The sequence below is a fragment of the Pseudarthrobacter sp. TE9888 genome, from assembly GCF_056279345.1.
On sequence record NZ_JBWBRD010000002.1, the window covers coordinates 4,090,263 to 4,116,781 of the forward strand.

Sequence of the window (26,519 nt, forward strand, 5' to 3'; positions counted from 1 at the left end):
TGATTTTTGTGAGCACCTCAGCCGGCTGGGACCATCCCCGCACGTCCTTCTATACCGACCACTACGAGCTGACCATGCTGCAGGCGTCGCTCCATTCCGGGGCGGCCCACCGCAGGTCCGTGTTCGAGGCGTTCGCGCGGCGCCTGCCAGACGGCCGGCGCTACGGCATCGTGGCCGGCACCGGACGCCTGCTTGAAGGCATCGCGAATTTCCGTTTCGGCGAGGCGGAGCTGGAGTTCCTGGAACGGACCAACGTGGTCAACCGGGAGACCCTGGAGTACCTGGCCAACTACAGGTTTGCCGGCGACATCTGGGGCTACGCCGAGGGCGACGCGTACTTCCCCAACTCCCCCATCCTCGTGGTGGAGGCCTCGTTCGCCGAGGCCTGCATGCTGGAGACCTACCTGCTGTCAGTGCTCAACCACGACACCGCCATCGCCTCCGCCGCCTCCCGGATGGTCACCGCCGCGGGCGGCCGGCCCTGCATCGAGATGGGCTCCCGGCGCACGCATGAGGAAGCGGCCACCGCCTCAGCGCGCGCGGCGATCATTGCCGGCTTTGACAGCACGTCGAACCTGGAGGCGGGAATCCGCTACGGCGTGAAGACGGTGGGCACCGCCGCACATTCCTTCACGCTGCTGCACGATACCGAACGGGAGGCGTTCGAAGCCCAGCTGGCCTCATTGGGTGCCGGCACGTCCCTCCTGGTGGATACGTACGAGGTCGAGAAGGCAGTCCGCACGGCCGTCGAGCTGGCTGGGCCCGGCCTTGGCGGCGTCCGGCTGGACTCAGGCGACCTGGTGGCCCAGGCCCAGTGGGTGCGCCGGCTCCTGGACGACCTCGGCAACGAGCACACCAAGATCGTGGTGACCTCGGACCTGGACGAATACGCCATCGCAGCCCTGCAGTCGGCTCCCGTGGACTCCTACGGCGTGGGCACCTCGCTGGTCACCGGCTCCGGCGCCCCCACCGCCAGCATGGTCTACAAGCTGGTCAGCCGCGCCGACGACGAGGGCAACTTTGTCTCCGTGGCCAAGGCGGCCAAGAACAAGGCCAGCGTCGGCGGCCGCAAATATGCCCTCCGGAAACTGGACGAACGTGGCCGTGCCACCGCCGAGGTAGTGGGCGTGGGCCACCGGCCGGAGGATGACGGCAACGACCGTCCGCTCCTGCAGCAGTTCATGAAGAACGGCGAACTGCTCCCGGGCTGGACCGGCCACGAAGGCGTCCTGCGCGCACGGCAGCGGCACGCAGACACCATGGCGGAGCTGCCCCCGGTGGTCAACCGCCTGCAGCGCGGCGAGGCCGCGATTCCCACCATTTACGAGGAGCACTGATGTCCCGCGCGCTGATCATCGTGGATGTCCAGAACGATTTCTGCGAGGGCGGCTCACTCGCCGTCCCCGGCGGTGCCGCGGTTGCCGGTGCGATCAGCGAGTACCTGGACGCCCATCACACCGAATTCGACCATGTGGTGGCCACCCAGGACTGGCACATCGATCCGGGCAGTCACTTTTCCGATACGCCCGACTACCGGGACAGCTGGCCCCGGCACTGCGTGGCAGGCACCCGCGGCGCCGACCTCCACCCGGACCTGGACACCGAATACGTGGACGCCTATTTCCGGAAAGGCCAGTTCGCCGCTGCCTACTCGGGCTTCGAGGGCCTGCTGGCTCCGGAAGACGCCGTTCCTACCGGCGAACGCCAGGCAGGCGGCCTGCCCGGCGCCGCGGCAGCGCTGGAAACTGACGACGACGCCATCGGCCTCGATGACTGGCTGCAAAGCCACGACGTGGAGGACGTGGTGGTGGTGGGCATCGCCACCGACTACTGCGTGAAGGCCACAGTGCTCGACGCCGTCCAGGCCGGCTACGGCGTCACCGTGGTGCGGTCGCTGACCGCCGGCATCGCCGAGGACCTGGAAGACGCCGTCGCAGAAATGGAGCTCGGCGGGGCGGACATCGCCTAGGCCGCTACTTGCGGCCCACGAACCAGTCCTGGAGCTTGCGCAGCCGGGACTTCAGCTGCTCCTCGTTGGCCTGGGCCACCGGAGGTCCGCCGCAGACAGTACGCAGCTTGGTGTGCACCACCCCGTGCGGGGTCCCGGTCCGGGCAGACCAGGCGGCCACATTCTTGGCCAGTTCGTTGCGCAGGTCCATCAGCATCCGGTGGTCCGGTACTGCGGGTATTACGGTTTCCGCTGCTGCCGGCCCCTTCCGGTTCTTCCGGTTCAGCTGCTCATGCTGGCGCTGGCGCAGCAGCGTCCCCACCTGCTCGGCGTCCAGGAGGCCCGGGATGCCCAGGAAGTCCAGCTCGTCGTCGGACCCCACTTCACCGCCGGTGCCGAACTCGCCGCCGTCGAACAACACGCGGTCGAAGGACGCCTGGGAGTCCAGGGCCTCGAACTTGCCCTTGGTGAGGCTGTCAGAAGCCTTTTCCTCGCGGTTGGCCTCGTCCATCAGCGAGTCTTCAGGGTTGAAGAGGCCGTCGCCGTCTTCCTTCTCGGGCCGGTCCAGCGCGTGGTCCCGTTCCATCTCCATGGAGTTGGCCAGCGCCATCAGCTGCGGCACGGACGGCAGGAAGACCGATGCCGTTTCGCCCCTCTTGCGGGCACGCACGAAGCGCCCCACGGCCTGGGCGAAGAACAGCGGTGTGGATGTTGAGGTGGCATAGACGCCCACGGACAGCCGGGGCACGTCAACGCCTTCGGACACCATGCGGACCGCCACCATCCAGCGCTTGTCGCCGGCCGAGAAGTCCTCGATCTTGCTGGACGCCTTGGCGTCGTCGGACAGGATGACGGTGGGCGATTCGCCGGTGATCCTCTTCAGTTGCCCGGCGTAGGCCCGGGCGTCCTCGTGGTCCGTGGCGATGACCAGGCCACCTGCGTCCGGCACGGTACGCCGGACTTCGCTGAGCCGCTTGTCCGCACCGGCCAGGACAGCGGGAATCCACTCCCCCGCCGGGTTCAAAGCGGTCCGCCACGCGTGGCTGGTGATGTCCTTGGTCACGGCGGCCTCACCCAGGGAGGCCGCCATTTCCTCGCCGGCACTGGTGCGCCAGCGCATCTGGCCGGAGTAGGCCATGAACATCACGGGCCGCACCACGTGGTCCCGGAGGGCGTTGCCGTAGCCGTAGGTGTAGTCGGCCTTGGAGCGCCGGATGCCGTCACGGTCCTCGGCGTATTCCACGAACGGGATGGGCGAGGTGTCAGAGCGGAACGGCGTACCGGTCAGGGACAGCCGGCGCACCGCAGGGTCGAACGCCTCGCGCAGCCCATCGCCCCAGGACAGCGCCTCGCCGCCGTGGTGGATCTCATCCAGGATCACCAGGGTCCGGGCAGCCTCGGTCTTGGCGCGGTGCAGCAGGGGTTTGCTGGCCACCTGTGCATAAGTGACGGCAACGCCGATGAAGCCGCGGCCGTGCTGTCCGTCGGAATTCTTGAAGTTGGGATCGATGGCGATCCCCACCTTGGCTGCCGCATCCGCCCACTGGCGCTTCAGGTGGTCCGTGGGGGCAACGATGGTCACCCGGTTGACGGCACCGGAATCGATCAGGGTGGAGGCGATCCGCAGCGCGAATGTGGTCTTGCCTGCACCCGGGGTCGCCACGGCGAGGAAGTCTCGGGGGCTGCTCTTCAGGTAGAGGTCAAGGGCTTCCTGCTGCCAGGCACGGAGTTTCGGGGCGGTTCCCCAGGCTGCACGTTCCGGATAAGCCGGAGGCAGGGTGGGGCCGCCAAAGAGCGTCTCCGTCACTACTTGTTGTTGCCCGAGTCCCCCGGACCCTTCCCGCCGTCGTTGCCCGGCCGGAGGCCCTCATAGACTTCCTTGCACTCCGGGCAGACCGGGAACTTCTGCGGGTCCCGGCCCGGCGTCCAGACCTTCCCGCACAGGGCGATGACGGGTTCCCCGGTCATCGCGGACTCCATGATCTTTTCCTTGCGCACGTAGTGGGCAAAGCGCTCCCGGTCGCCCGGCTCCATTTCCTGGCGCAGTTCCTCGCGCTCAATGGTGGCCGTGGACGTTCCAGCCCCGGAAAGCTCGCGCATCGGGTCGTTTTCGAGAGGGTCCGTCATGCTAGTCATGCCATCCATCTTAGCCTTTCCGCCGGCCGGGCGTTCGACGGCGGCACGCCCGCGCCGGGGTCCGGAACCGGCCGTCGTCGTACTTTTTTGCAGCCTGCCGGTGTACCCCAGGCCGCGCTACAGCCCCTGCCAGGCCGGCTTGTTCTCATACGTATGGCGGTAGAAATCTGCGAGTTTCAGGGCCGAGGCTGCCGCCTCGTCCAGCAGGATGGTGGCGTGCGGGTGGAATTGCAGCACCGAGGCGGGACAGATGGCGGCCACCGGCCCCTCCACCAGATCGCGGACGGCCTGGGCCTTCTGCGCGCCCGTGGCGAGGAGGATCACGTGGCGCGCCGCCATGATGGTGCCCAGTCCCTGGGTGATGACGTGGTGCGGCACACCACCGAGGTTGTCGAAGAACCTGGCGTTGTCCCGGCGTGTCTGTTCGATCAGGCTCTTGATCCGGGTCCGTGATGCGAAGGACGAGCACGGTTCGTTGAACCCGATATGGCCGTCGGTGCCCACGCCCAGCAACTGCAGGTCAATGCCCCCGGCAGCCGCGATGGCCTCTTCGTAGGCGGTGCAGGCAGCAGGGATGTCTGCGGCAGTCCCGTCCGGCACGTGGACGTTCTCCGGGGCGATGTTCATCCGGCTGGTGAACTCCCGGCGGATCACCTCGCTGTAGGACGCCGGATGGCCGGCGGGGAGGCCGACATATTCATCCAGCGCGAACGCCGAGGCCCGGCTGAGATCCAGGCCCTGCCCGTGCCGGGCCGCCAGTTCTTCGTACACCGGCAGCGGCGAGGAACCTGTGGCCAGGCCAAGGACCGCGTCCGGCTTGCGGCGGACGAGCTGTTCGACGGCGTCGGCTGCGAGCCTTCCAAGGTGCCGGCTGCCGCCGAGGATCACGACTTCCATGCTGTTCCCTTCCTGGAACTGTCAGCGGTTTACGGTGACCTGCGCCAGGAGCTCGGGCCCGCGGGCATCGAGCCACCTGCCGCCAAGCCGGACGCCGGACAGGAAAAGGACCAGGCCCACCACGGTTCCCACCGCCAGGTTGAGCCAGCCGAACAGGACATTGCCCGTGGCCGCCTGTGCCACCAGCAGCGCCGCCTCCGGCAGGACGAGGACCATCAGGACCAGCATCCCCACGAACTGCACGGCCAAAGTCTGCCCGACATTGCCCGGGGGCTTCTTGAAAGGGCTGTCCCCCGGCAACGGAACGGTGACCGTGTACCGGGCCGACACCACCGAGGACAGCCCCAGGCCGGTAAAGAGGATCCCCAGGCTGAAGCCCAGCTGGCCGGGCAGCCCCGTCCAGTTGCGGGCAAAGGCGGCATACCCCACCGAGAACACCAGCACCACGGGCAGCGCGAAGGTCATGCACGCCAGTGCCCGGCCCAGCCGGTCCGCCACCCCCCGGACGCCGGTGGCCAGGTGCAGCGCGAAGGCGGTGTTGTCATAGGAAACATCCGCGGAGATGGACCAGGCCAGGATGAACGCGGACACCGGGGCAAGGAACGCCAGGCTGCCGTAGCTGCCGGTCTGTGCCCCCTGGAACGCCAGCACCACCGGAAGAAGTGGGATGACCACCAGCGAGCCCGAGTACCGGGGGTCCCGGAACCAGTAGGTCAGCGACCTTGCCATGACGGCGCCGGCGGGCGTGGCCGGCAGCACGCCGAACAGACCCAGCCTGCCGCCCCGCCGCTTCCCGGCGCCCGCGTGGGGCGGGGTGACCAGTGCCCGCCCAAGCAGCAGCTTCCAGCACCAGGCCAGCGCACCGAGGACAGCCACCGCCATCACCAGCTTCACCGCGGCCTCGGCGGCCCGGCCCGACGCGATATCTCCGGCCAGCGACCATGGTGCCCCGAGCGGCGTCCAGGACAGGGCCCGGGCGAAGTCCGGCAGGAACCCGGTGGACCCGGAGATGCCGCGGCCGACCCCCGCCACGATGGGACCCAACAGGACCACCGGCACCATGAACGCGAGGGCGCTGATGTCCTTGAAGCGCCTGGATGCGGCCAGGCTCGCTGTTGCCGTGGTGACCACCTTGGCAAGCACGACGCACGTCATGACGCCCAGGCAAGCGCCGGCGAGGGCTGCGAGCGCCGGAAGCGCGCCGCGGGACCAGGTCACCACGGTGGCCAGTGACACCAGCGTGGTGGCCAGGCCGGGGATGCCAATCAGGCCGCCGAGGGCCAGCCCGGCGAGCATCTGCTTCATGGGGATGGCAAAGGTCGTGAAGCGGGCCGGATCGAGGGTCATGTCCGTGGCCGATGCCACCACCGGGACTACTGCCCAGCCCAGGACTGCCGCGGAGCCGCCCAGGACCACCGCGGTGTGTGCGGTCACCGGCCCCGCGGTGCGCAGCAGGACCAGGGCCATGACCAGCGTCGCCACCACTCCCAGTGCATAGAGCCCGGCAATGGCCATGCCCACCAGCTGCCAGGGGCTGCGGCGCAGTCCGTTCCGGAGCAGCGTGAGCTTAAGCCTTAGAAGGTGCGCAACCATTCCAGCCCTTCCGTGTGGCTGTGGCCGCCGACCAGCTGTACGAAGCGGTCCTCAAGCGAGGCGCCGGCACGCACCTCATCCACGGTGCCCGCTGCCAGCAGCCGGCCTTTGGCCACCACCGCGACGTGGTCGCACATCCGCTGGACCAGGTCCATCACGTGGCTGGACACGATAACCGTCCCGCCGGAGTCCACGTACCGGTCCAGGATGGAACGGATGTTCGCCGCAGACACGGGGTCGACCGCTTCGAAGGGCTCGTCCAGGACCAGCAGCCGCGGGGCGTGGATCAGTGCGGAGGCCAGGGCAATTTTCTTGGTCATACCGGCCGAGTAGTTCACCACCAGCGTGCCCGCGTCCTGGCTGAGGTCCATGGCGGCCAGCAGCTCCCCCACCCGCGCTGCCACCACAGCCTTGTCCATGCCGCGCAGCAGGCCGGCGTACGTAATCAGCTGCTCGCCGGTCAGCCGGTCGAAGAGCCGGACGCCGTCGGGGAGGATTCCCATGAGCCGTTTGGCTTCAAGGGGGTGCTGCCAGACGTCGACGCCGTGCACCACTGCAGTGCCGAAGTCCGGCCGCAGCAGGCCGGTGGCCATGGACAGCGTGGTCGTCTTGCCCGCACCGTTGGGGCCTACGATGCCGAAGAACGAACCGGCCGGGACGTCCAGGCTGATCCCGTCCACCGCGATCTTCCCGCCAAACCGCTTGGCCAGCCCGCGGATGGAAAGGGCCGGTACGGGGCCGGAAGCCGGCGGCTGTTCAGGGATCGGAGCAGTCATGGTGCCAGCCTAGTCCGCGGACCGACACTGCGGGGGTGGGAGACTAGCGTCATGGACATCGCGTTGGGCCTGCTGGTGATCGTTGCGGTGGTGTGTGCCGGCAGCGCGGTGGGACGGAAGCTCAATCTCCCCGTTCCCCTGCTTTTGGTCCTGGCCGGAGTGGCAGGTTCGTTCCTGCCGTTCATTCCGCCGGTTGAGCTTAACCCCGAACTGGTGCTGGTGGGCCTGCTCCCTCCGCTGCTCTATGCCGCCGCGTTCCGGACATCGCTCTTTGACTTCACGTCGAACCGGCGCTCCATCGGGCTCCTGTCCGTGGGCTACGTCATCTTCGGCACCCTGGGGGTCGGGGCGGTGGTGTGGTGGCTGTTCCCGGAAATCCCGCTGCCCGCCGCCATCGCGCTGGGTGCGGTGGTGGCTCCCCCGGACGCCGTGGCAGCCACCGCGATCGCGCGGCGGGTCGGCATGCCCCGCAGGATCGTCAACATCCTCGAGGGCGAATCGCTGGTCAACGACGCAACGGCGCTGGTGTGCCTGCGGGCTGCCGTGGCCGCCATCGCAGGTTCCGTGTCCGCGCTGGACGTGGCCGGCGGCTTCGTGCTGGCGGCCGGCGGCGGGCTGGTGGTGGGCCTTGCTGCCGCCTACATCCTGACCGAAATCCGGAAACGGATCAGCAACGTAGCCATCAACACCTCAACATCGCTGATGGCCCCCTTCGTTGCCTTCCTCCCCGCCGAGGCCATCCACGCATCGGGCGTGCTCGCCGTCGTCGTCACCGGCCTGGTGATGGGCACCAAGGCGCCGTCAATGCCCAACGGCGCGGCGCGGCAAAGCGCCCGCAGCAACTGGGACACCGTCCAGTTCCTGCTCGAGAACGCCGTATTCCTGTTGATCGGGCTGCAGGTGCGGACCATCATCGAGAGCGTCCAGGACGACTCGCTGGGGGCGGGCCGGGTGTGGCTTGGCTGCGCGGTGATCCTGCTGGCCGTGCTGGTGCTGCGCCCGCTCTGGGTCTTTCCCTCGACGTACCTCCCGCGCCTGGTTCCGTCGGTGCAGCGCAAGGACCCCGCGCCGCCCTGGCAGTTTCCGGCCATCGTGTCCTGGGCCGGCATGCGCGGGGTGGTTACCCTTGCCGCCGTCCTGACGCTGCCCGGTGACCTGGAGCACCGGAATGTGCTGGTGCTGGCCGCCATGGTGGTCGTCGGCGGCACCCTGGTGCTCCAGGGCTTTACGCTGCCGCCCCTGGTGCGGGCCCTGGGCGTGCCGGGGCCGGACAGGCGCGAGGATGCGCTTAACCAGGCGTCCCTCATGCAGCTGGCCACCGCTGCGGGAATGGAGCGGCTGGAGCAACTCCGGCGCGACACCGATCCGCCCGAAGTGATGGACATGCTGCGGCGGCGGACCCAGGAGCGGGGACTGGCCGCCTGGGAGCGCCTGGGCCGGCCGGCGGCAGAGGCGGCTACCCCCAGCCAGCGCTACGCCCAGCTGCGGATGGCCATGCTGGAAGCGGAACGGGACAAGGTCCTGGAACTCCGGCGCGGCGGGGACTTTGCCCACGAAGTCCTCAGCGAAGTCCTGGAACGGCTGGACGTTGAGGAGTCCATGCTCGATGCTTCCCTCAATGAACTGGACTCAGCCGCCGCCGGCGGGGGCGGCGAGGGGCTGTCCCAGCCGGGCGGCGTCTGCGACCACCTGACGGCGGCCATGCCCGCACCACTGCCCGACAACCCGGCCTGTGCAGGCTGCGAACGGGAAGGCACCACACCGGTGCACCTGCGGATGTGCCTTGCCTGCGGCCACGTCGGCTGCTGCGATTCCTCCGCGGGCCGGCACGCCAGCCGCCACTTCAAGGAAACCGGCCACCCCGTCATGCGCAGCATCGAACCCGGCGAAGAATGGCGCTGGTGCTACGTCGATGACCTGCTGGGCTGACAGCCCGGCTTCACGGCGCCTTGCGGATCCGGATCGGCCCCTTTGCGGTGGCAGGATCCACCACGGACCCGCCCTGGGTGATGTGGACCTGGCCGGCGTCGACGAGGCGCCGCGCAGCTTCCCTGGCCGGTTCCATGAGCTGCCGCCAGTCCTCGCCGCCCACGGCCCTGGCAGCATCGGACGGGCAGATGGTGGACGTGGCCGCCCGGGCGGCCAGCAGTTCCAGGATCTTCGCTTCCAACTGCCGGTCAACCGGTTTGTGCGGGTCGTTCCCGCCGGCGTGCGCCATGCATGGGCTCCGTTATCAGAAGATGCGGCTCAGAAGCTGCGCCGCGGGATGGCACGCTCGTACTGGGGCGGCCAGGCCATGTCGTGCCCCAGTTCGAACGCGGCCCGGAGCCACCAATGGGGGTCGCGCAGCGCGGCCCGGGCAATGAAGACGCCATCGGCCTGCCCGGTGGCAACGGCATGCTCCGCCTGTCCGGGAGTGGTCACCAGGCCAACGGTGCCGGTGGCGATTCCTGCCTCCCCGCGGATGGCGGCGGAGAATCCGGTCTGGTAGCCCAGGCCCGGCTTGATCTGTTGGTGGGCAACCGCCCCGCCGCTGGAAACATCCACCAGGTCCACCCCGTGCGCGGCCGCCTCGCGTGCCAGCCTGACCGAGGCTTCCGGGTCCACCCCGCCCGGCGCCCAATCGGTGGCCGAGATCCGGAGCAGGAGCGGCATGGAATCGGGAATCGCGGCGCGGACCGCGTCAACAACGGCCAGCATCAGCCGGTTGCGGCCGGCCTCGTCCCCGCCCCATTCATCGTCGCGCTGGTTGATCAGGGGGCTCTGGAACTGGTGCAGGAGGTACCCGTGCGCCCCGTGGATCTCCATGGTGTCAAAGCCGGCGGCCACGGCCCGTTCCGCGGCGGCGGCAAAATCGGCGATGACACCGTGGATCTGCTCCACGGTCATGGCGGCGGGAGCAGCGTACCCCTCGAAGGATGTGGTGGATGGGCCTACCGTGTCCCACCCGCCATCGGAGGCCGGGACGCTGCCGTGCTTGCCGGAAAACGGCCAGTACGTGGACGCCTTCCGGCCGGCGTGCGCCAACTGGACACCGATTTTGGTATCGGCGGTACCGTTCCGGTGGACGAAGGAGATGATCCGCTGCCAGGCAGCCGCCTGCTCATCGTTGTACAGGCCCGCGTCGCGGGGGCTGATCCTGCCCTCGGCGTTCACCGCCGCGGCCTCCGTGAGGATCATCGCGGCGCCGCCCACGGCGAAGCCGCCCAGGTGCACCAGGTGCCAGTCGTTGGGAACCCCCGGGGCGTCGTCGGGATCGCAGCTGTATTGGCACATGGGCGACACCCAGCCCCGGTGCTGCAGCTCCAGGGACCTCAGCGCCAGTGGCTGGAACAGGGCCGGCACTAGAACAGTACCCGGGCCAGCGCCTGGCGAGCCTTGGCGACGCGTCCGTCGCCGGCGCCCACCACCTCGAACAGTTCCAGCAGCCGGACGCGTGCAGTTTCACGCTCCGGGCCGAAGTTCCGGCCGATGAAGGCCACCAGCCGGTTCAGCGCGTCCTCCACATGGCCGCCGGCCACGTCCAGGTCTGCCACGCCAAGCTGGGCTTCCAGGTTGTCCGGCTCGTCCGCAGCCAGCGTACGCAGCGCTTCACTGTCCTGGGCCGACACGGACTGCAGCCGGTCCATCAGCTCCACCTGGGCCAGGCCGGCCTTGGCGTCGTGGTCCGAGGGCATTTCCTTGAGCGCCTGGCGGTAGGCTTCGGCGGCGGCGGCATAGTTGCCGGCCTCGATGGCGTCGTAGGCGGCCTGGTGCAGCGGCGGCAGGGGTGCAGGTTCCTGTTCCGCGGGTCCGCCGGCGTCGAGGCTCCCGGTGACCCCGTTGGCGGCAGCCACCTTGAGGAGTTCGTCAAAGAGGCTGCGCACCTGCTGCTCCTCGGCTGCACCCTGGAAAAGCGGAACGGGCTGCCCTTTGAGGACGGCGACGGCGGTGGGGACGGCCTGCACCTGGAAGGCCTGGGCAAGCTGCGGGAAGGCTTCGATGTCGGCCGCACCCAGGACCAGGCTGCCGCCGTAGCTGGCCACGACGCGGTCGAGGGTGTCCACCATCCTGCTGGACTCCGGCGAGTAGGGAGCCCACAGGGCGAAGACCACCGGAACCTGCGCGGAAAGTTCCACCAGCTGCTGGAAATTGGCTTCAGTGACGTCGACCTTGAGGTCGGGTCCGCCTGCCGGTTCGCCCGGCTGGCCGCCTTGGGCCGGGGCGGCAGGCACTGACGGGGCGTTTCCCTGGGCAGGAGGGCCGGCAGGGGCAGCGGGGCGCTTCAGCGCGGAAAGGTCGACGGCGCCGCGCAGGTTAAGCAGGTTGGCAGCGGCAGGAGGGACTGGGCGGGAAGCTGGCGAACTCATGTTTCCCACTCTAGCCACTCCGGCCGCTGCCGGGGGTACTGCAGCCGGGCGCTACTTGAAGCTGGCGCCGACCAGGCCGCGGGTGGCGGCAACGAGCTTCATCGGGTCGGTCGATCCCGCCGGGGGAACGTACACGGCCATCGATTCGGCAAAGTTCAACACCATGCCGGTAGTGGTTTCCTTGCCGCCGGCCAGGGCTGCGGCGTCGTCACCGATGCTGAGTTTGTCGCCGGCAGCCTTCGGGGTGCCTTCGAAGCCGAAGTTGATCCGGCCCAGGACCAGGGCCCCGCCGTCGGACGTCCGGAAGACCACGGTGCTCTCGGGGACCACCTTGTGGGTGAAGGAGAAGTTGCCGTTCTCGCCGGCCTTGACCACCTCCGCCTGGTAGGACAGCGTGTCAGCGATGTACGGGGAGGATTCGCCCTCGGTGAGCTTGTCCTTGAACGGCGAGTCCGCCGACGTGAGCCTGTCGGCGAGGCCCGACATGGCTTCCTCGCCGCTGTAAAGCAGTCCGGACTTGTCCGAGGCGGCCAGGGTTTCGGTGCCCCCGCGGCTGATGCTGGGGAACGTGGTGCCCGGCTGAAGGGGCGTGGTTTCCATGAGCTTGTAGTTCTCGCGCGGAGACTGCTGGACCAGCGTCAGGATCTGCGGCACAACATTGCCGTCGCCCTGGGTCACTGCCAACACCGAACGCGGCCAGTCACGGCCGCTGGTGACCACCGTGGTCAGAAGCTTGGTGGACCGGACGGGCATGCGGGGCTCATAGGAACCCACCTGGGAGCGGATCTTGTAGTTCTGGGTGCGGATTTCCAGTTCGGGGCCGGCAACCCGGTCCGTGAGCTTGGCGGCGTCCTTGGCGGCGTCACCGGCGTCGGTGGCGCTGGAGACCTGCTCCAGGATCCGGCGGAACTGGGCGTCCAGCAGGACCGGCGAGCCGGCTGCCTCCTTGGCCGGCGATGAGGCACTGCCCGAAGGCTGCGGGCTGGGGCTGGCCGCCTGGGCGGCGGTGCCGGATCCTGCCAGCACGGCTGCCGCCACACCGGCGGCCACCATGGTGACCTTGGAGGAAGAGGACGACGACGGGGCCTGGCCCTGCGCCTTCCGGGCCCGGGCACGGCGGGCGAAAGCGGAGTCGCCGCCGCCTTCGCCATCCTTCCGGCGGGCAGACAGGAGCGCCAGGACGATTCCGCCCAGGATCAGGATGCTGCCGATGACCATCAGCGGAACAGCCCACGGGGTGGAGGTGTCATTGGGGAAGGTCATGGAGATGTTGGCCGGCGCGGGTTTGGTGCCGTCGGCGGCCAGGAGGAGGCTCCAGTCGCCGTCCGCGGGCGGTGTCCAGGTGTACTCAAGCTCGCCGCTGGCGTTCTCGCTCGATACCCAAAGGTCCGAGCCCGCGGGGTTGGGGGCAGTGCCCTCGCCGTCGGCGTGCTCAACCGAGAGGGACTTCTCGTCCTCGGATACCCCGTTAATGGTGTTGTGGGCTGTCTTGCCCACCCAGGCGTTGACGTCGTCCGGCCGGCCGGAGGCCAGCAGGAAGTTTCCATCGCCCTGGATGTTGATCTTGACCGTGCCGCCGTGCAGGGTGCGCAGCTTCTGGTCGATCACTGTCAGCGGCGCCGCGGTGGCGCCGGCCGGCGCGGAAGCCGTAAACGTCTCGGAGGGAGCCCAGATGGTTCTCTGGCCGATACCGGCCAAAAGTGTCAGGAGGCCGAGCAGCACAAGTGCGGCTGCAGTCTTTAAACGCAAGGGAAACACCTATCATCAGCGGGGGTTTACCTTCAATAGTAACCTTTTTGTTACCAGGGAGCCCTTTTAAGCGTTCGTCCGCCCGGCACCGCCGGCGCCCGGGAGGCGCCTTCGGCTCGCGGTGGCAAGCCTGCTGATAGTGTTTGCGATGATCATCACACCGGCCCGCGCAGGCGGTGCCACGCACGGAACAGGCCCCCAAAACCATTGACTGACAAGACGGACCCGTCCTCGGCTGCAGCCGGAAATCCAGGGGATCCCAGGGGCCCTGTCCCTGCCGCCGTTCCTCCGCTGGGCATGGCCGCACGCCGTGGGGGCTCAGCCGCTGCAGCCCTTGGCCAAGTGGTCCGCCGGCTCCGGCAGCCGCTGCCCGGCGCCCAGCCCCGGCTCCGCTTCGAAATGCCGCCGGAATATACCGGACAGGTTCCGGAGGCGGACCACGACGGCGAGGACGAGCCGCAGTTCGGCCATCCCGGACCCCGGATGTCACCGCAGCACCCGCTGTACATGGGGTTCATGGGCACCGTGGGCGTGGGGCTGGCGCTGTTGGTTTACTGGATCGGTTCCCACACGACGCAGTTGCTGCTGTGGATCGTGGCTGCGCTGTTCATAGCACTGGGACTGGAGCCGGTGGTGGGCTGGCTCGAAGGCCGGAAAATCCCCCGGCCTGCCGGAATCCTGGTCTCCGTGGCGGTCCTGATGGGCGCCGTCGTCGGTTTCTTCGCCACCCTCATCCCCACCATCGTGGAACAGGTCTCCGAGATTGTGCGGCAGGCGCCGGACTGGGTGCGCAACTTCATGGATTCCGACCTCTTCCGCAGCCTTGATGACCAGTTCGGCGTGCGCGACCGCATCACCGAGGAACTGAACAAGTTCGTCAACGACCCCGCAGCGATGGGTGGCATTTTCGGCGGGGTGCTGGGCTTTGGATCCACCGTCGCCAACAGCCTCTTCGGCGCCCTGATCGTCCTGGTACTGAGCCTTTACTTCCTGGCAGCGCTGCCGGCCATGAAGAAGTGGGGCTACCGCCTGGCCCCGCGCTCCCGGCGGAAGCGGGTGGCCGCCCTGTCCGAGGAGATCACCCGGTCGGTGGGAAACTACGTGATCGGCCAGGCCTGCGTTGCCCTGCTCAATGCCACCTTCGCCTTCGTGGTGATGTCCATCGTGGGCATTCCGTTCGCCCTGCTCCTGGCTTTCGTGGTGGTCCTGCTGGCTTTCATCCCCCTGGTGGGCGGGATGATCGCGGGCATCGTGGTGACCCTCGTGTCCCTCACCGAGGGCTGGCAGGTGGCGGCCATTTACGCTGTCTGCTACTTCGCCTACCTGCAGTTCGAGGCGTACTTCATCTCACCGCGCATCATGCAGAAGGCTGTGGCGGTCCCCGGTGCCGTGGCGGTCATTTCCGTGATTGCCGGCGGCAGCCTGCTGGGCGTGCTCGGCGCCCTGATCGCCATCCCCACCGCGGCCGCCGTGCTGCTGCTGGTCCGCGAGATCTACATCGTCCGGCAGGACCAGCACTAGGCCCGCGGCCTCACGCGCCGGCGGTCGCCACCGGTCCGTCCCATTCGTGGGGCAGTCCTGATCCGGCCTGGCCCGGCACCACCTGGGCCACGATGTCGTTCAGGACCCGGGCCGCGTACTTCTCCCCCACCCAAAGGTGCTTGGCCCCGGCCACACCCTCCACGCGTGCCTGCGGCACCAGGCGGAAGCGTTCGGCGGCTTCCTCCGGCTGGAGGAAGTCGTCATGCTCGGGGACCAGCACGGTGAGGGGCTTGCCGGACTCCGCCCAGAGCTGCAGGTGCTTGTCCGTGGCGCGGTGCAGCGGGGGCGAGAGCAGGACGGCGCCTTCGATCTGGCCGGCTACCGGCTCCACTGCTCCGTACATCAGGGCCAGTTCAGTGCCGAAGGACCAACCCACCAGCCAGCGGTTGGGCAGGCCCCGTTCGACCGCGAAGCGGACGGCGGCCTCCACGTCGTAGCTCTCCCCCACCCCTTCCTCGAAGGTGCCGGTGCTGGTGCCGCGGGGCGACGCGGTGCCCCTGGTGTTGAAGCGCAGCACAGCGATGCCCGCCAGCGCCGGCAGCCGGTAGGAGGCCTTGCGGTACACGTGGGAATCCATGAAGCCGCCGTGGGTGGGCAAGGGGTGGAGCGTGATCAGCGTGGCCTTGACCGGGCCCGATTCCGGCAGCGCCAGCTCCCCCACAAGGGTGTGGCCATCCTCGGTCTGCAGTTCGATGTTCTCGCGCCGGGCAGGCAGGACGGTGGAGGCGCGAATGGGTGCGGGCCCCTGGGTTTGGGTGAACTGGTACGACGCCGGATCAAAAGTCATGCCTGCCAGCTTAGCGACAGCGGAGGCCGTCCCGCCCCGCGCGGGTCAGCGGTAGCGGTAGCTTCGCGTCATCCAGCAGTTGGTGTGCCAGTGCCGCCGCTCCGCCAGGCCCGCAGCCGCTCCAAAGAGGTGGTCGTCCTTCCATACCACCAGGTGTGCAACACCGGGCAGGACGGCAGTGGAGCATTCCGGGCAAATGTAGGTCTTCTCGGCGTTCTTGGCGGTCATTGTCCGGACCATCCACTCGCCGTCGGGGGCGCTTTCCCGGCGGGCGATGCCCGCGCGTGCGCGTTCAAGGTCCAGCTCGGGAACGTCCGCATTCCCCTTCCGCCCTGCACCGCGGCCGGAAACGGGGCCCTTGCCGGAAGCGGGACGGCGGGGACGGTTGGAACGCGGCATGTATCCATTCTGCCCCAGCGGATCCCCCGCCCACGCCGCGCCGCAGGTGCCCCGCCGCCCGCCCGGACGTGCGCCGCCGGGCGCGCCTGCGTGGTCCACGCGATAGTCTGTAGGGCGTGCGACTCGTCATAGCCCATTGCTCCGTTGATTACGTTGGCCGGCTTAAGGCCCACCTCCCCCTGGCCACCCGGCTCCTGCTGGTGAAGGCGGACGGTTCCGTGCTGGTGCATTCCGACGGCGGCTCCTACAAGCCGCTGAACTGGATGAGCCCGCCGGCAACGCTGCGCGTCTCGTCCCCGGACGAGGTGGACCTCGAACTGGGCGTGGTGGAGCAGTGGACCGTGCAGTCGGCCAAGACCGATGACCGGCTCATCATCAACATCCACGAGAAGGTCAGCGAGTCCTCGCACGACCTCGGCGTGGACCCGGGGCTGATCAAGGACGGCGTGGAAGCGGACCTGCAGCGGCTGCTGGCCGACCAGATTGAAACGCTGGGACAGGGCTATTCCCTGATCAGGCGCGAATACTTCACGGCGATCGGCCCCGTGGACATCCTTGCGCGAGACGCGGACGGCGCCACCGTGGCCATCGAACTCAAGCGCCGCGGCGACATCGACGGCGTGGAGCAGCTGACCCGGTACCTGGAACTGCTCAACCGCGACCCCCTGCTGGCACCTGTCCGCGGAATCTTTGCCGCGCAGCAGATCAAGCCGCAGGCAAAGGTCCTGGCCAACGACCGCGGGATCGACTGCGTGACCCTGGACTATGACGCCATGCGCGGGGTGGACGACAGCGATTCCAGGCTCTTCTAGGAATTCATCTTTGTTGCTTTGGGCACCTAATAGGGCCTTTTATGAAGGTATCTTCCGTGTCACCTGTTTTTTACCCAAATTTTCTCCTTTTTACTGCCCGGGCCGTTGACCTGCGGGAACGGGCATGAAATTCTTGTCTCAGTCTTTGTGTAGGTGTTTTTCATGCTCGCAAGACATGTTGCGAGCGCGAAGCTCCTGCAGCGCCGGCCCTTACCGGAACAGGCAAACCAGGATTCTTCTCGCGGAGTGACCAAGGCTGGCACGCGGTGTGCCGGTCTTAAAAAGTTCCACAATGAGGAGAAATAAATGGCACAGGGAACCGTCAAGTGGTTCAACGCTGAAAAGGGCTTCGGCTTCATCACCCCGGACGACTCCGATGGCGATGTCTTCGTTCACTACTCCGAGATCCAGACCGGCGGCTTCAAGACCCTCGACGAGAACCAGCGCGTTCAGTTCGAAATCGGCCAGGGCGCCAAGGGTCCCCAGGCAACCGGCGTGACGCTGGTCTAGCTGCAGCCGGCCGCACATTGCGGCTGACAGCTTCATCAAATGATCCCCGGCAAATTTGGCCGGGGATCATTTGTTTAATCATTAATTTGCACAGGAAATGCAAATTAATCGATGTGCGCCATCAGGAAATTCGCTCGGGCGGGACCGTTCAGGTAACCAGCTTCCGGACCAGCCGGGCGCCCTGCGCCAGGGAAAGCCCCGGCAGGTAGGCACGGGTCAGAGCCCGCCCAATCGCCGGCAGGTGCAGCGGGTCCTGGTAGTACAGGTACAGTGCCCGGTACTCCGGCTTGAACCTGGACTTGAACGCTGCCAGGGAACGGAAGCCGTAGACCGGCTCCAGCGCGTGGCCCACGAGGTCCAGGATCCGTACCAGGTTCTGCGCGCCTTCGTCGGTGGCGGTCCCGTCCTCCGCTCCGGCGTCATCCCCGGTCCCCCCGGGCTCCGGCTCCTCGCCCCGGTCGGGCTGTGCCTCCGGACGGCTGGCCAGGGGCGAGCCGGACAGCGAAATCATGTCCACGGAATCGCGCAGCTCCAGGACTGCGGAGGCGATCAGGAATTCCATCACTCCAGGGAAGCCTTCGCTGCCCCGGCGCATGACGTCCAGCGTCCTGCTGACCAGCCGGCCGCCGTCGTACACCGGAAGCCAACTGGTCACCCCGTGGACCGCACCGTTGCCGTCCACAGCCAGGCAGCAGAGCACTTCCTCGTCATCGAGCTCGTCCACTCCCCCGAGGGTGAACCCCATTTCCGGTACGGACTTGCCGGCCGCCCATTCTTCCGACACTTCGTTCAGCCGCGACCTCAGTGCCGCGGGCAGGGAATGGTAGGAGCCCCACACCGCGTGCACCCCCAGTTTGGTGGCACGGTTCAGGGCCGTCCTGACGTTCTGCCACTCCTTGCCCTTGAACTCCAGTTCGTTCAGCGCCAGCCGGGTCTCCTGGGCCACCGCCACGCGGGAGAAGCCCCGTTCCTTGAGTGCCGGCCACAGCGTGTCATCGCAGGAATACAGGGCCGGGATCAGAGCCTGGCCGCGGCAGTAATCCAGGAACCCCTCCGTGACCCTCTGCTCCGCCTTGCGTTCACCAAACGCGCCGCCCAGGGTCAGGGCCACCGTCCCGTGCTGCTGGAAGGCAACGGCCCCGGCACCGTCCGGGCTGAACCAGTACGTGTTTGGCTCCCACAACGCCATCCAGGACAGGGGTCCGCCGCCCTTGTGCAGCAGTTGGCGGGCACGGTCCTTGTCCTGCCGGCCGAAGTTCAGCCCGTGGTGCCGGCCCACGAGCACCCACCACACTGCCACCAGCGCCACCAGCCAGAACACGGGACCCGAGTAGGCAAACAGGATGGCTTCGGCGCTGTCCCGCTCCGGAAACGCCCTGCGGAAGTGCTGCGGGATGGGCACCGGGACGTATTGCCGGGCCAGCTCTGCGAAGAGGCCCAGCAGGCCGCCGTCGCGGGCCAGGCCGCCGGACCAGAACCAGGCCACGGTGTAGGAGCCCGCCAGGACGAGCCACGTTCCACAGACCACGGCCCCGAGGGCGCGCCGGGCGCCCGGGCGCGTCTGCACGCGGAACTGGCGGCGGTTCAGCCACAGGACCACGGCCAGCAGCAAGGGCACAATCACCAGGGGAAGCACATGGGCAAAGGCCGAAGCCAGCGGGGTCGCATGCGTCCCCTGGAGCCGTGAGGGGACGAGGGCGAACAGGGCAAGGTAGACGGCCGCCAGGGCCGTGACCGCCAGCTGGATGGCCAGGGCTATGCTGAGCGCCAGCCGCCGGCCCCTGCGCATGCCGTCCGCGCAGATCAACAACAGGATCACCGGCACCACGGCCAGGGCGAGTCCGAACGGCCCGGCAAACCCTGCCCTTCCCGTCTCCAGGCACGAGGCGTCAACGGTGGCACCGCAGTTGAAGACCAGTTGGCTGAGCGTGGGCATCGGACTGAGCACAACATCCCGCAGCAGGGCCAATGGTCCGGTGGGCGCGCGCGTGATTCCTGTCAGGATGGGGCCCACGGCGAAGACCGCAACCGTGAGGGCCAGCAGGTTCCTGGTCTCGCGGCCAGTGGACCGGTGGCGGTGCAGCCGGCCCTGGTCACCCTGGATCCACCAGCCCGCCAGGAGGCCCAGGAGGGCACCAATAAGGCCTATCACCGTTTCGGCGTGCCCGACGTAGAGGACCAGCAGGATCGAGATGGACAGCACCGCGGTGCGGAGCCGGCGCTGCCACAGCAGCGTGATCCGGGCACTGGCGGCCAGGCCCGCCGTCAGCACCGGGGCGTAGGGTCCGATCAGGCTGTCATTCACCATCTTGTCCAGCCAGCCGTCGCCAACGTACACGGCCAGCTGCGTCACCAGGAGGAACATGGTCACGGCGACAAACTGGCCGCCAAAGAAGAGTCCGACGGCGGCGCGGCGGCCCAGCTTGCGCTCGGCGAGTCCGAGCAGCAGCACGATCATCAGTGACGCGCTGAGGTAGGCCAGCGGATTCGTGGCGAAGAAGAGGCTGGTGAACAGTGACCACCATTTGCCGTCGCGCAGGCCGGGCCCGCTGACTGAGGCGAGCCCCAGCAGCCGCTCCGGCGGCCCGTCCAGGAAGCTCCCGGTCAAGGCGGCGGCTGCCAGGAAGGCCACCACCACGCCCAGCGTGAAGGGCATGGCTTTCAGCGTGCCAAGAACCTGCCGGGCTGCCGGACGGCCGACGGCGGCCCACATCAGCACCATCGTGCGGTCCGGTTTCCGGGTGCTCACCACTGCAGGCCCCACTGGCTGCCGAGGAACTGCAGTGCGTCAGCGAAGCGCTTGGACGAGGTGTCCCAGGAGTGGCCGGTATGTTCCACTTCGTGGGCCTGCACGGTGAAGCCTGCGTTCTCGGCCGCTGCGGCCAGGGTGTGGAGGTTCCCCACGAACTCCGGATCGTTTTGGCCTGCAGTGAGGTACATGCCGCTGGACTCGAAGCGTTGGTGTTTCATGATCTCCAGCGGAGTCTGCTTGATGAATTCGTCAGGGTTTCCGGGGAAGGCTGCGTCGATGGTCTTCTGCCGTTCCTTGGCGATGGCGGGTTCGGCTTCACTGGAAAAGGCCAGCACGTCGGCGTAGATATCAGGATGCCGCGTCCCCATCTGCACGGCGCACGTGCCGCCGAAGGAGAACCCGCCCACGGCCCAGTGGCGGTGGTTGGTGTCCACTGCGAGGGTGGAACTGATCCAGCGTGGGACGTCCTGTGACAGGTACGTGTCCGCGTTGGCGATCCGGCTGTCCATGCACATGGTGTTGGCGGACTGCGATCCGTTGGGGTCCGGGATGACCACCACCGGGGCCACTCCCCCGTGTGCGGCTGCGAAGGAATCCATGTGGCCGCGGATTGCACCGCCCGTAAGCCAGTCGGCCGGCCCGCCGGGCTGCCCGGCCACCAGGACCAGTACCGGAAGCGCCGGCCGGTTGGCGGCAAAGTATGCCGGCGGAAGGTAGATAAAAGCATCGCGCGTTGTCATCCCGGAGGCCGGACCGGGGATTGCGGTCTTCCGCAGCTCACCGCCGGCCGGCAACTCCCCCTCCGGCTTCCAGCCTTGAAGCGGGGCGCCGTCTGGTTCCCCGGCGTGCCGCATCAAATCCTGCTCAAGTACCGGGATGCGGGCCAGTGCCGTACCCATCAGGTCACTGACCGTCCTGTTCAGGCCAAAATAGGCGTTGATCTGGATTGTTGAGAGCAGCACCACCAGGATTGCAGCCAGGAAACCGGTTCCGTAATGGACCCAGCTGGTCCGCGGCACTCTCAGGATGCCCAGGATGAGAGCGGAAACACCTGGCACGAACCAAAGGAGGACGGGGTCAGGGATGTCCTCCGGGAAGACCGTGAGCACATTGATCATGACCCAGTGGATGGTCGCCACCAGCACGAACGCTGCGGCTACTGCGCTAAAGACACGGATCGCCCAGGCCCTGAAGCGCAGGGCGGCGTCTTCGGAGGCGCGCCAGGGCGGCACCAGGAGGTAGGCTGCGCCGCCAACTCCCAATACCAGGACGGTTCCATAGAGTGGACCGTCCGTAAGCCGGATGTCTGAAAACCAGTCCACGTTGGCTAGCGCCAGGTCCCCACGCCGATGACCGGGCCTGCTTCCAGCCAGGATGAGAGACCCGTGTAGGCATCGAACTTCATGGCGAAGTGCAGGTCCTGCCCCTCGTAGCGGAGTTCGACGATCACCACGTCCGGCTGGACTTTGACGGCCTCGGCTTCGGTCGGTTTCCGGCGTCCCAGCAGCTCAAGGGAACTGCGCTTGAACGTGTATTTGGGCCGGACGCTCAGGGAGATGAGCCTGAACCACTCAAGGTCATTGTCCTGATAACGACAAACCCCCATCTGCCAGCTGTTCCCAGCTACGCAAATGGAGGCGTCCACCGTGCCGAGGGCACGCCGCAGGTTGAAGCGGCGCACCCCCGAAAGGCACAGTGCAAATATCAGCAATCCGAAAACGATCGCCAGTGCGATGAACGAAATACCCGGTGCGTCCATCAAGGTCGTGCTAGCGGATCCCAGCGGTAGCCGAGCCGCCCAGCTGGGCGTTGTCAGCAACGATCACCACACGGTTGTTGTCGACGGAGAAGAATCCACCGTCCACATCCACGGCGATACGGTCTCCGGATACCGGCTGGATTGCCAGTTCACCTTCGGCCAGGATCGCCAGCAGGGGCGAGTGGCCGGGCAGGATTCCGATTTCACCATCGCTGGTGCGGGCCTTGACCATCTTGGCCGCTCCGGACCACACGAAGTGGTCCGCTGCGACAATCTCAACCTCAAGCTCAGCCATATTACTTGGTCTGTTCCTGGATCTTGGCCCACTGGCGCTCAACGTCATCGAGGCCGCCGACGTTGAAGAACGCCTGCTCCGCGATGTGGTCCAGCTCGCCGTCGCAGATGGCTGCGAAGCCTTCGACGGTGTCCTTGATGGAAACGGTGGAGCCCTCGACACCGGTGAACTGCTTGGCGGTGTAGGTGTTCTGCGACAGGAACTGCTGGATGCGGCGTGCACGCGACACGACGATCTTGTCCTCTTCGGAGAGTTCATCGACACCGAGGATGGCGATGATGTCCTGGAGTTCCTTGTTCTTCTGCAGGATCTGCTTCACACGGACAGCCGTGTTGTAGTGGTCCTTGCCGATGTACTGGGGATCCAGGATGCGGGACGTGGACGTCAGCGGGTCCACGGCCGGGTACAGGCCACGGGAGGCGATTTCACGGGAAAGTTCCGTGGTCGCATCCAGGTGCGCGAACGTGGTGGCCGGGGCCGGGTCGGTGTAGTCATCTGCGGGAACGTAGATGGCCTGCATCGAGGTGATGGAGTGGCCCTTGGTGGAGGTGATGCGCTCCTGCAGGAGGCCCATCTCGTCGGCCAGGTTGGGCTGGTAGCCCACGGCCGAAGGCATGCGGCCCAGCAGGGTCGAAACCTCGGAACCCGCCTGGGTGAAGCGGAAGATGTTGTCGATGAAGAGCAGCACGTCCTGGTTCTGCACATCGCGGAAGTACTCCGCCATGGTCAGCGCGGACAGGGCCACGCGGAGGCGCGTTCCCGGCGGCTCATCCATCTGGCCGAAGACAAGGGCGGTGTCCTTCAGGACGCCTGCCTCTTCCATTTCCACCCAGAGGTCGTTGCCCTCACGGGTACGCTCGCCAACACCGGCGAACACGGAAGTACCACCGAAGTTGCGGGCAACACGGGTGATCATTTCCTGGATCAGAACGGTCTTGCCCACGCCGGCGCCGCCGAAGAGGCCGATCTTTCCACCCTTGATGTAGGGGGTGAGGAGGTCGATGACCTTGATGCCGGTCTCGAGCATCTCGGTGGAGCCTTCGAGCGAAGCGAAGCTGGGGGCCTTGCGGTGGATGGGCCAGCGTTCGCTGACTTCCAGTTCCGACTCAGCAACGTCCAGGGGCTGGCCCAGCACGTTGAAGATGTGGCCCTTGACGCCGTCGCCAACGGGGACGGAGATCGGGGCACCGGTGTCAACGACGCCAGTGCCGCGGACCAGGCCGTCAGTTGCCTGCAGCGAGATGGCGCGGATGAGGTTGTCGCCGAGGTGCAGCGCAACTTCGAAGGTGATGGTCTTGGTCTCACCGTTGAGAGTGATCTCGGTGGTGAGGGCGTTATAGATCGACGGGATTGCGTCAGCCGGGAATTCGACGTCGACAACCGGGCCGATTACGCGCGCAATACGGCCGGTTGCACCGGACGTTGCGGCTACGTGTTCGGTAGCAGTGGCAGTCATCTCTCTCACTTCATTCAGTAGATGGCGTGGGGTTAAGTCTATCTGTGGTGGTGCTGGTTCCGCGGAACCGAGGGTCGGGAGGCTACGACGCGAGAGCGTCGGCACCTGCGACAATCTCGGAGAGCTCCTGCGTGATTTCGGCCTGGCGGGCCGTGTTGCGCAGGCGCGTGTACTTCTTGATCAGGTCCGTTGCGTTGTCGCCTGCGGACTTCATCGCCCGCTGGCGGGCCGCAAGCTCGGAAGCTGCTGCCTGAAGCATGGCTGCGAAGATCCGCGATTCGATGTAGCGCGGCAGCAGGGCGTCAAGGACACGCTCGGTTTCCGGCTCGAACTCGTACAGCGGCAGGAGCTCCGACTCGGAAGCAGCCTGTTCTTCCACTACTTCCAGCGGGAGCAGGCGGATGACCGTCGGCTCCTGGGTAACCATGGACTTGAAGCGGGTGTAGACAACGTGGATTTCGTCCACGCCGCCCTCTTCGAAGTCAGTGGCGAAATCTGCCAGCAGCGCTTCGCCGATTTCACGGGCGGTGCCGAACTCTGGAGCGTCGGTTCCTCCGGTCCAGACCCGCGTGTACTCGCGGTTCCGGAATTCGAAGTACGCCTGGGCCTTGCGGCCCACGAGGTAGGTCTTGACTTCCTTGCCTTCGTCGTGGAGCAGCTCGAAGAGACCTTCCGCCTGCTTGAGCACGCTGGCCGAGTAGGATCCGGCCAGGCCGCGGTCCGAGGTGATTACCAGGACGGCGGCACGGCGGATCTGCTCCGGCTCAGTGGTCAGCGGGTGGTCGATTTCGCTTTGGCTGGCGACAGCAGAAACGGCGCGCGTAATCGCGTTCGCGTAAGGCAGTGAAGCTGCTACGCGCGCACGGGCCTTCCCGATGCGCGAGGTAGCGATCAGTTCCATCGCCTTGAAGATCTTGCGCATCGACGTGGTCGAGCTGATCTTCTGGCGGTAGACCCGGATCTGGGCTCCCATACTTATCCTTTCCTAACATTCCGTAGCCGGGTGTGCCGGACCCTGGGGCCCGGCACACCCGGCGATGCGGAACTAGCGCTTCTGCTTGACGATCTTTTCCTGGTCGACTTCGCCCTCGGAGATAGCGTCATGCTCCTCGTGGCCGGCGCCTACCAGGTGGTTGTCACCCTCGCCGAAGAAGCCCTTCTTGAAGTCCACAATCGAGGACTTCAGAGCGGCAACGGTGTCATCGTCCAGCACGTTGGTCTGGGCCAGCGTGGTCAGGATCGAGGACTTGTGGCGCAGGTGCTCCAGGAACTCGGCCTCAAAGCGGCTGATGTCCTCGACGGGAACGTCATCCAGGTAGCCATTGGTACCGGCCCAGATGGAGACAACCTGGTCCTCGACCGGGAACGGCGAGTACTGGCCCTGCTTGAGCAGTTCCATCAGGCGGGCGCCACGGGTCAGCTGCTGGCGGGATGCTGCGTCCAGGTCGGATGCGAACATCGCGAACGCCTGCATGTCGCGGTACTGGGCGAGGTCCAGCTTCAAGGTACCGGAGACCTTCTTCATGGACTTCACCTGGGCGGCACCGCCAACGCGGGACACCGAGACACCCACGTCAACTGCGGGGCGCTGGTTGGCGTTGAAGAGGTCCGACTGCAGGAAGATCTGGCCGTCGGTGATGGAGATGACGTTGGTCGGGATGTAGGCGGACACGTCGTTCGCCTTGGTCTCGATCAGCGGCAGGCCCGTCATGGAGCCGGCACCGAGCTCGTCGGAGAGCTTGGCACAACGCTCCAGCAGGCGGGAGTGCAGGTAGAAAACGTCGCCCGGGTAGGCTTCGCGTCCCGGCGGGCGGCGGAGCAGCAGCGACACGGCGCGGTATGCCTCGGCCTGCTTGGACAGGTCATCAAACACGATCAGGACGTGCTTGCCGCCGTACATCCAGTGCTGGCCGATGGCCGAGCCCGCGTACGGTGCGAGGTACTTGAAGCCTGCGGGGTCGGACGCGGGAGAGGCCACGATGGTGGTGTACTCCAGCGCGCCGTTGTCCTCGAGGGTCTGGCGGATGGCGGCAATGGTGGACGCCTTCTGCCCAATGGCGACGTAGATGCAGCGGACCTGCTTGCTGACATCGCCCGAAGCCCAGTTGGCCTTCTGGTTGATGATGGTGTCGATCGCGATGGCGGACTTGCCGGTCTGGCGGTCGCCGATGATCAGCTGGCGCTGGCCGCGGCCGATCGGGATCATCGCGTCGATGGCCTTCAGGCCGGTCTGCATCGGTTCGTGGACCGACTTGCGCTGGGTCACGCCGGGCGCCTGGAGTTCCAGGGCACGGGTGGTCTCAGCCTTGATCTCGCCCAGGTCGTCCATGGGCTGGCCCAAGGGGTCAACCACGCGGCCGAGGAAGGCGTCGCCAACCGGAACGGACAAAACCTGCCCGGTGCGGTGCACTTCCTGGCCTTCCTCGATGCCCTGGAAGTCACCGAGGATAATGACACCGATCTCGCGGACGTCAAGGTTCTGGGCCAGGCCCAGCGTGCCGTCTTCGAAGCGAAGAAGCTCGTTCGCCATGACCGAGGGAAGGCCCTCAACACGGGCGATGCCGTCACCTGCGGTCGTTACACGGCCAACCTCTACGCGCTCTGCGTTTCCGGGTTCGTAGGACGCCGCGAACTCGTTCAACGCATTACGGACGTCGTCGGCGTTGATGGTCAATTCGGCCATCTGCAGTCCCTGCTCTCCTGTTTGTGATCACCGCAAACGGTGACCGGGGTTTCTATCAGTTTGGTTGTGCTTGTCC

General features: G+C 67.0%; 24 protein-coding genes. 6 read left to right on the forward strand and 18 right to left on the reverse strand.

Annotated features, from left to right (window positions below; all coding sequences use genetic code 11):
* Positions 1–8: 8 nt before the first annotated feature.
* Entirely contained in the window at positions 9–1,337 is a 1,329-nt protein-coding gene (locus ACZ9J7_RS19560) for a nicotinate phosphoribosyltransferase (protein WP_476211634.1), read from the forward strand.
* Positions 1,337–1,969 (forward strand): isochorismatase family protein, encoded by a 633-nt coding sequence (locus ACZ9J7_RS19565; protein WP_476211635.1) that lies wholly within the window; start codon positions 1,337–1,339, stop codon positions 1,967–1,969. Before ACZ9J7_RS19560 ends, ACZ9J7_RS19565 begins: the two co-directional genes overlap by 1 nt.
* Before the next feature lie 4 nt (positions 1,970–1,973).
* Here the strand turns inward: ACZ9J7_RS19565 and ACZ9J7_RS19570 are convergent, their stop codons facing one another.
* The 5 genes from ACZ9J7_RS19570 to ACZ9J7_RS19590 all read right to left on the reverse strand — a co-directional run bounded on the left by ACZ9J7_RS19570 (position 1,974) and on the right by ACZ9J7_RS19590 (position 7,350).
* Positions 1,974–3,755 (reverse strand): DEAD/DEAH box helicase, encoded by a 1,782-nt coding sequence (locus ACZ9J7_RS19570; protein ID WP_476211636.1) that lies wholly within the window; start codon positions 3,753–3,755, stop codon positions 1,974–1,976.
* Positions 3,755–4,093: a DUF3039 domain-containing protein gene (locus ACZ9J7_RS19575; RefSeq protein ID WP_476211637.1), complete on the reverse strand. Its 339-nt coding sequence runs from the start codon at positions 4,091–4,093 to the stop codon at positions 3,755–3,757. Before ACZ9J7_RS19575 ends, ACZ9J7_RS19570 begins: the two co-directional genes overlap by 1 nt.
* Before the next feature lie 108 nt (positions 4,094–4,201).
* The gene (gene nagB, locus ACZ9J7_RS19580) at positions 4,202–4,981 is read right to left on the reverse strand and encodes a glucosamine-6-phosphate deaminase (RefSeq protein WP_476211638.1); all 780 of its coding nucleotides are present in this window, start codon (positions 4,979–4,981) and stop codon (positions 4,202–4,204) included.
* A gap of 21 nt (positions 4,982–5,002) precedes the next feature.
* Entirely contained in the window at positions 5,003–6,574 is a 1,572-nt protein-coding gene (locus tag ACZ9J7_RS19585) for a transporter (RefSeq protein WP_476211639.1), read from the reverse strand.
* Entirely contained in the window at positions 6,556–7,350 is a 795-nt protein-coding gene (locus tag ACZ9J7_RS19590) for an ABC transporter ATP-binding protein (protein WP_476211640.1), read from the reverse strand. The genes ACZ9J7_RS19585 and ACZ9J7_RS19590 overlap by 19 nt, the downstream gene beginning before the upstream one ends.
* A gap of 51 nt (positions 7,351–7,401) precedes the next feature.
* On the opposite strand from ACZ9J7_RS19590, the gene ACZ9J7_RS19595 reads away from it, so the two are divergent.
* On the forward strand, positions 7,402–9,279 hold the full coding sequence (locus ACZ9J7_RS19595; protein ID WP_476211641.1) for a Na+/H+ antiporter: 1,878 nt from the start codon (positions 7,402–7,404) through the stop codon (positions 9,277–9,279).
* 10 nt (positions 9,280–9,289) lie between these two features.
* Here the strand turns inward: ACZ9J7_RS19595 and ACZ9J7_RS19600 are convergent, their stop codons facing one another.
* The 4 genes from ACZ9J7_RS19600 to ACZ9J7_RS19615 are packed head-to-tail and all read right to left on the reverse strand — an operon-like array spanning position 9,290 to position 13,421.
* The gene (locus tag ACZ9J7_RS19600; RefSeq protein ID WP_476211642.1) at positions 9,290–9,568 is read right to left on the reverse strand and encodes a DUF3253 domain-containing protein; all 279 of its coding nucleotides are present in this window, start codon (positions 9,566–9,568) and stop codon (positions 9,290–9,292) included.
* A gap of 29 nt (positions 9,569–9,597) precedes the next feature.
* The gene (locus ACZ9J7_RS19605; RefSeq protein WP_476211643.1) at positions 9,598–10,695 is read right to left on the reverse strand and encodes an NADH:flavin oxidoreductase/NADH oxidase; all 1,098 of its coding nucleotides are present in this window, start codon (positions 10,693–10,695) and stop codon (positions 9,598–9,600) included.
* Positions 10,695–11,699 carry a co-chaperone YbbN gene (locus tag ACZ9J7_RS19610; RefSeq protein WP_476211644.1) on the reverse strand — a complete coding sequence of 335 codons (1,005 nt, stop codon included), beginning with the start codon at positions 11,697–11,699 and terminating at the stop codon, positions 10,695–10,697. Before ACZ9J7_RS19610 ends, ACZ9J7_RS19605 begins: the two co-directional genes overlap by 1 nt.
* A 51-nt stretch (positions 11,700–11,750) precedes the next feature.
* Positions 11,751–13,421 (reverse strand): DUF8094 domain-containing protein, encoded by a 1,671-nt coding sequence (locus ACZ9J7_RS19615; RefSeq protein WP_476211905.1) that lies wholly within the window; start codon positions 13,419–13,421, stop codon positions 11,751–11,753.
* Positions 13,422–13,655: 234 nt separating this feature from the next.
* Between ACZ9J7_RS19615 and ACZ9J7_RS19620 the strand changes: the two genes are divergently transcribed.
* Complete coding sequence (locus ACZ9J7_RS19620) at positions 13,656–14,969, forward strand: AI-2E family transporter (RefSeq protein ID WP_476211645.1); 1,314 nt, start codon at positions 13,656–13,658, stop codon at positions 14,967–14,969.
* 10 nt (positions 14,970–14,979) lie between these two features.
* On the opposite strand, the gene ACZ9J7_RS19625 is transcribed toward ACZ9J7_RS19620, so the two are convergent.
* Entirely contained in the window at positions 14,980–15,777 is a 798-nt protein-coding gene (locus ACZ9J7_RS19625; RefSeq protein ID WP_476211646.1) for an alpha/beta hydrolase, read from the reverse strand.
* A gap of 45 nt (positions 15,778–15,822) precedes the next feature.
* The gene (locus tag ACZ9J7_RS19630) at positions 15,823–16,176 is read right to left on the reverse strand and encodes an ATP/GTP-binding protein (RefSeq protein WP_141181823.1); all 354 of its coding nucleotides are present in this window, start codon (positions 16,174–16,176) and stop codon (positions 15,823–15,825) included.
* Between the two features lie 116 nt (positions 16,177–16,292).
* Between ACZ9J7_RS19630 and nucS the strand changes: the two genes are divergently transcribed.
* Together nucS and ACZ9J7_RS19640 are read left to right on the forward strand one after the other, a co-directional pair.
* A complete protein-coding gene (gene nucS / locus ACZ9J7_RS19635; protein ID WP_476211647.1) occupies positions 16,293–16,988 on the forward strand; it encodes an endonuclease NucS in 696 nt (231 codons plus the stop codon).
* Positions 16,989–17,294: 306 nt separating this feature from the next.
* Positions 17,295–17,498: a cold-shock protein gene (locus ACZ9J7_RS19640; RefSeq protein WP_011692441.1), complete on the forward strand. Its 204-nt coding sequence runs from the start codon at positions 17,295–17,297 to the stop codon at positions 17,496–17,498.
* 148 nt (positions 17,499–17,646) lie between these two features.
* On the opposite strand, the gene ACZ9J7_RS19645 is transcribed toward ACZ9J7_RS19640, so the two are convergent.
* The 7 genes from ACZ9J7_RS19645 to atpA form a co-directional block, all read right to left on the reverse strand.
* Positions 17,647–20,220 carry a bifunctional lysylphosphatidylglycerol flippase/synthetase MprF gene (locus ACZ9J7_RS19645; protein WP_476211906.1) on the reverse strand — a complete coding sequence of 858 codons (2,574 nt, stop codon included), beginning with the start codon at positions 20,218–20,220 and terminating at the stop codon, positions 17,647–17,649.
* Between the two features lie 23 nt (positions 20,221–20,243).
* Positions 20,244–21,572: an alpha/beta hydrolase gene (locus tag ACZ9J7_RS19650; RefSeq protein ID WP_476211648.1), complete on the reverse strand. Its 1,329-nt coding sequence runs from the start codon at positions 21,570–21,572 to the stop codon at positions 20,244–20,246.
* A gap of 5 nt (positions 21,573–21,577) precedes the next feature.
* On the reverse strand, positions 21,578–22,009 hold the full coding sequence (locus tag ACZ9J7_RS19655; protein WP_141160061.1) for a DUF2550 domain-containing protein: 432 nt from the start codon (positions 22,007–22,009) through the stop codon (positions 21,578–21,580).
* A 10-nt stretch (positions 22,010–22,019) separates the two neighbouring features.
* Positions 22,020–22,304, reverse strand: coding sequence for a F0F1 ATP synthase subunit epsilon (locus tag ACZ9J7_RS19660; RefSeq protein WP_018760117.1), 285 nt, complete (start codon positions 22,302–22,304; stop codon positions 22,020–22,022).
* Position 22,305: 1 nt separating this feature from the next.
* Positions 22,306–23,760: a F0F1 ATP synthase subunit beta gene (gene atpD / locus ACZ9J7_RS19665; protein WP_476211649.1), complete on the reverse strand. Its 1,455-nt coding sequence runs from the start codon at positions 23,758–23,760 to the stop codon at positions 22,306–22,308.
* Between the two features lie 82 nt (positions 23,761–23,842).
* Positions 23,843–24,733 carry a F0F1 ATP synthase subunit gamma gene (locus ACZ9J7_RS19670; protein WP_159631649.1) on the reverse strand — a complete coding sequence of 297 codons (891 nt, stop codon included), beginning with the start codon at positions 24,731–24,733 and terminating at the stop codon, positions 23,843–23,845.
* A gap of 72 nt (positions 24,734–24,805) precedes the next feature.
* The gene (gene atpA / locus ACZ9J7_RS19675; RefSeq protein ID WP_476211650.1) at positions 24,806–26,443 is read right to left on the reverse strand and encodes a F0F1 ATP synthase subunit alpha; all 1,638 of its coding nucleotides are present in this window, start codon (positions 26,441–26,443) and stop codon (positions 24,806–24,808) included.
* Positions 26,444–26,519 lie beyond the last annotated feature (76 nt).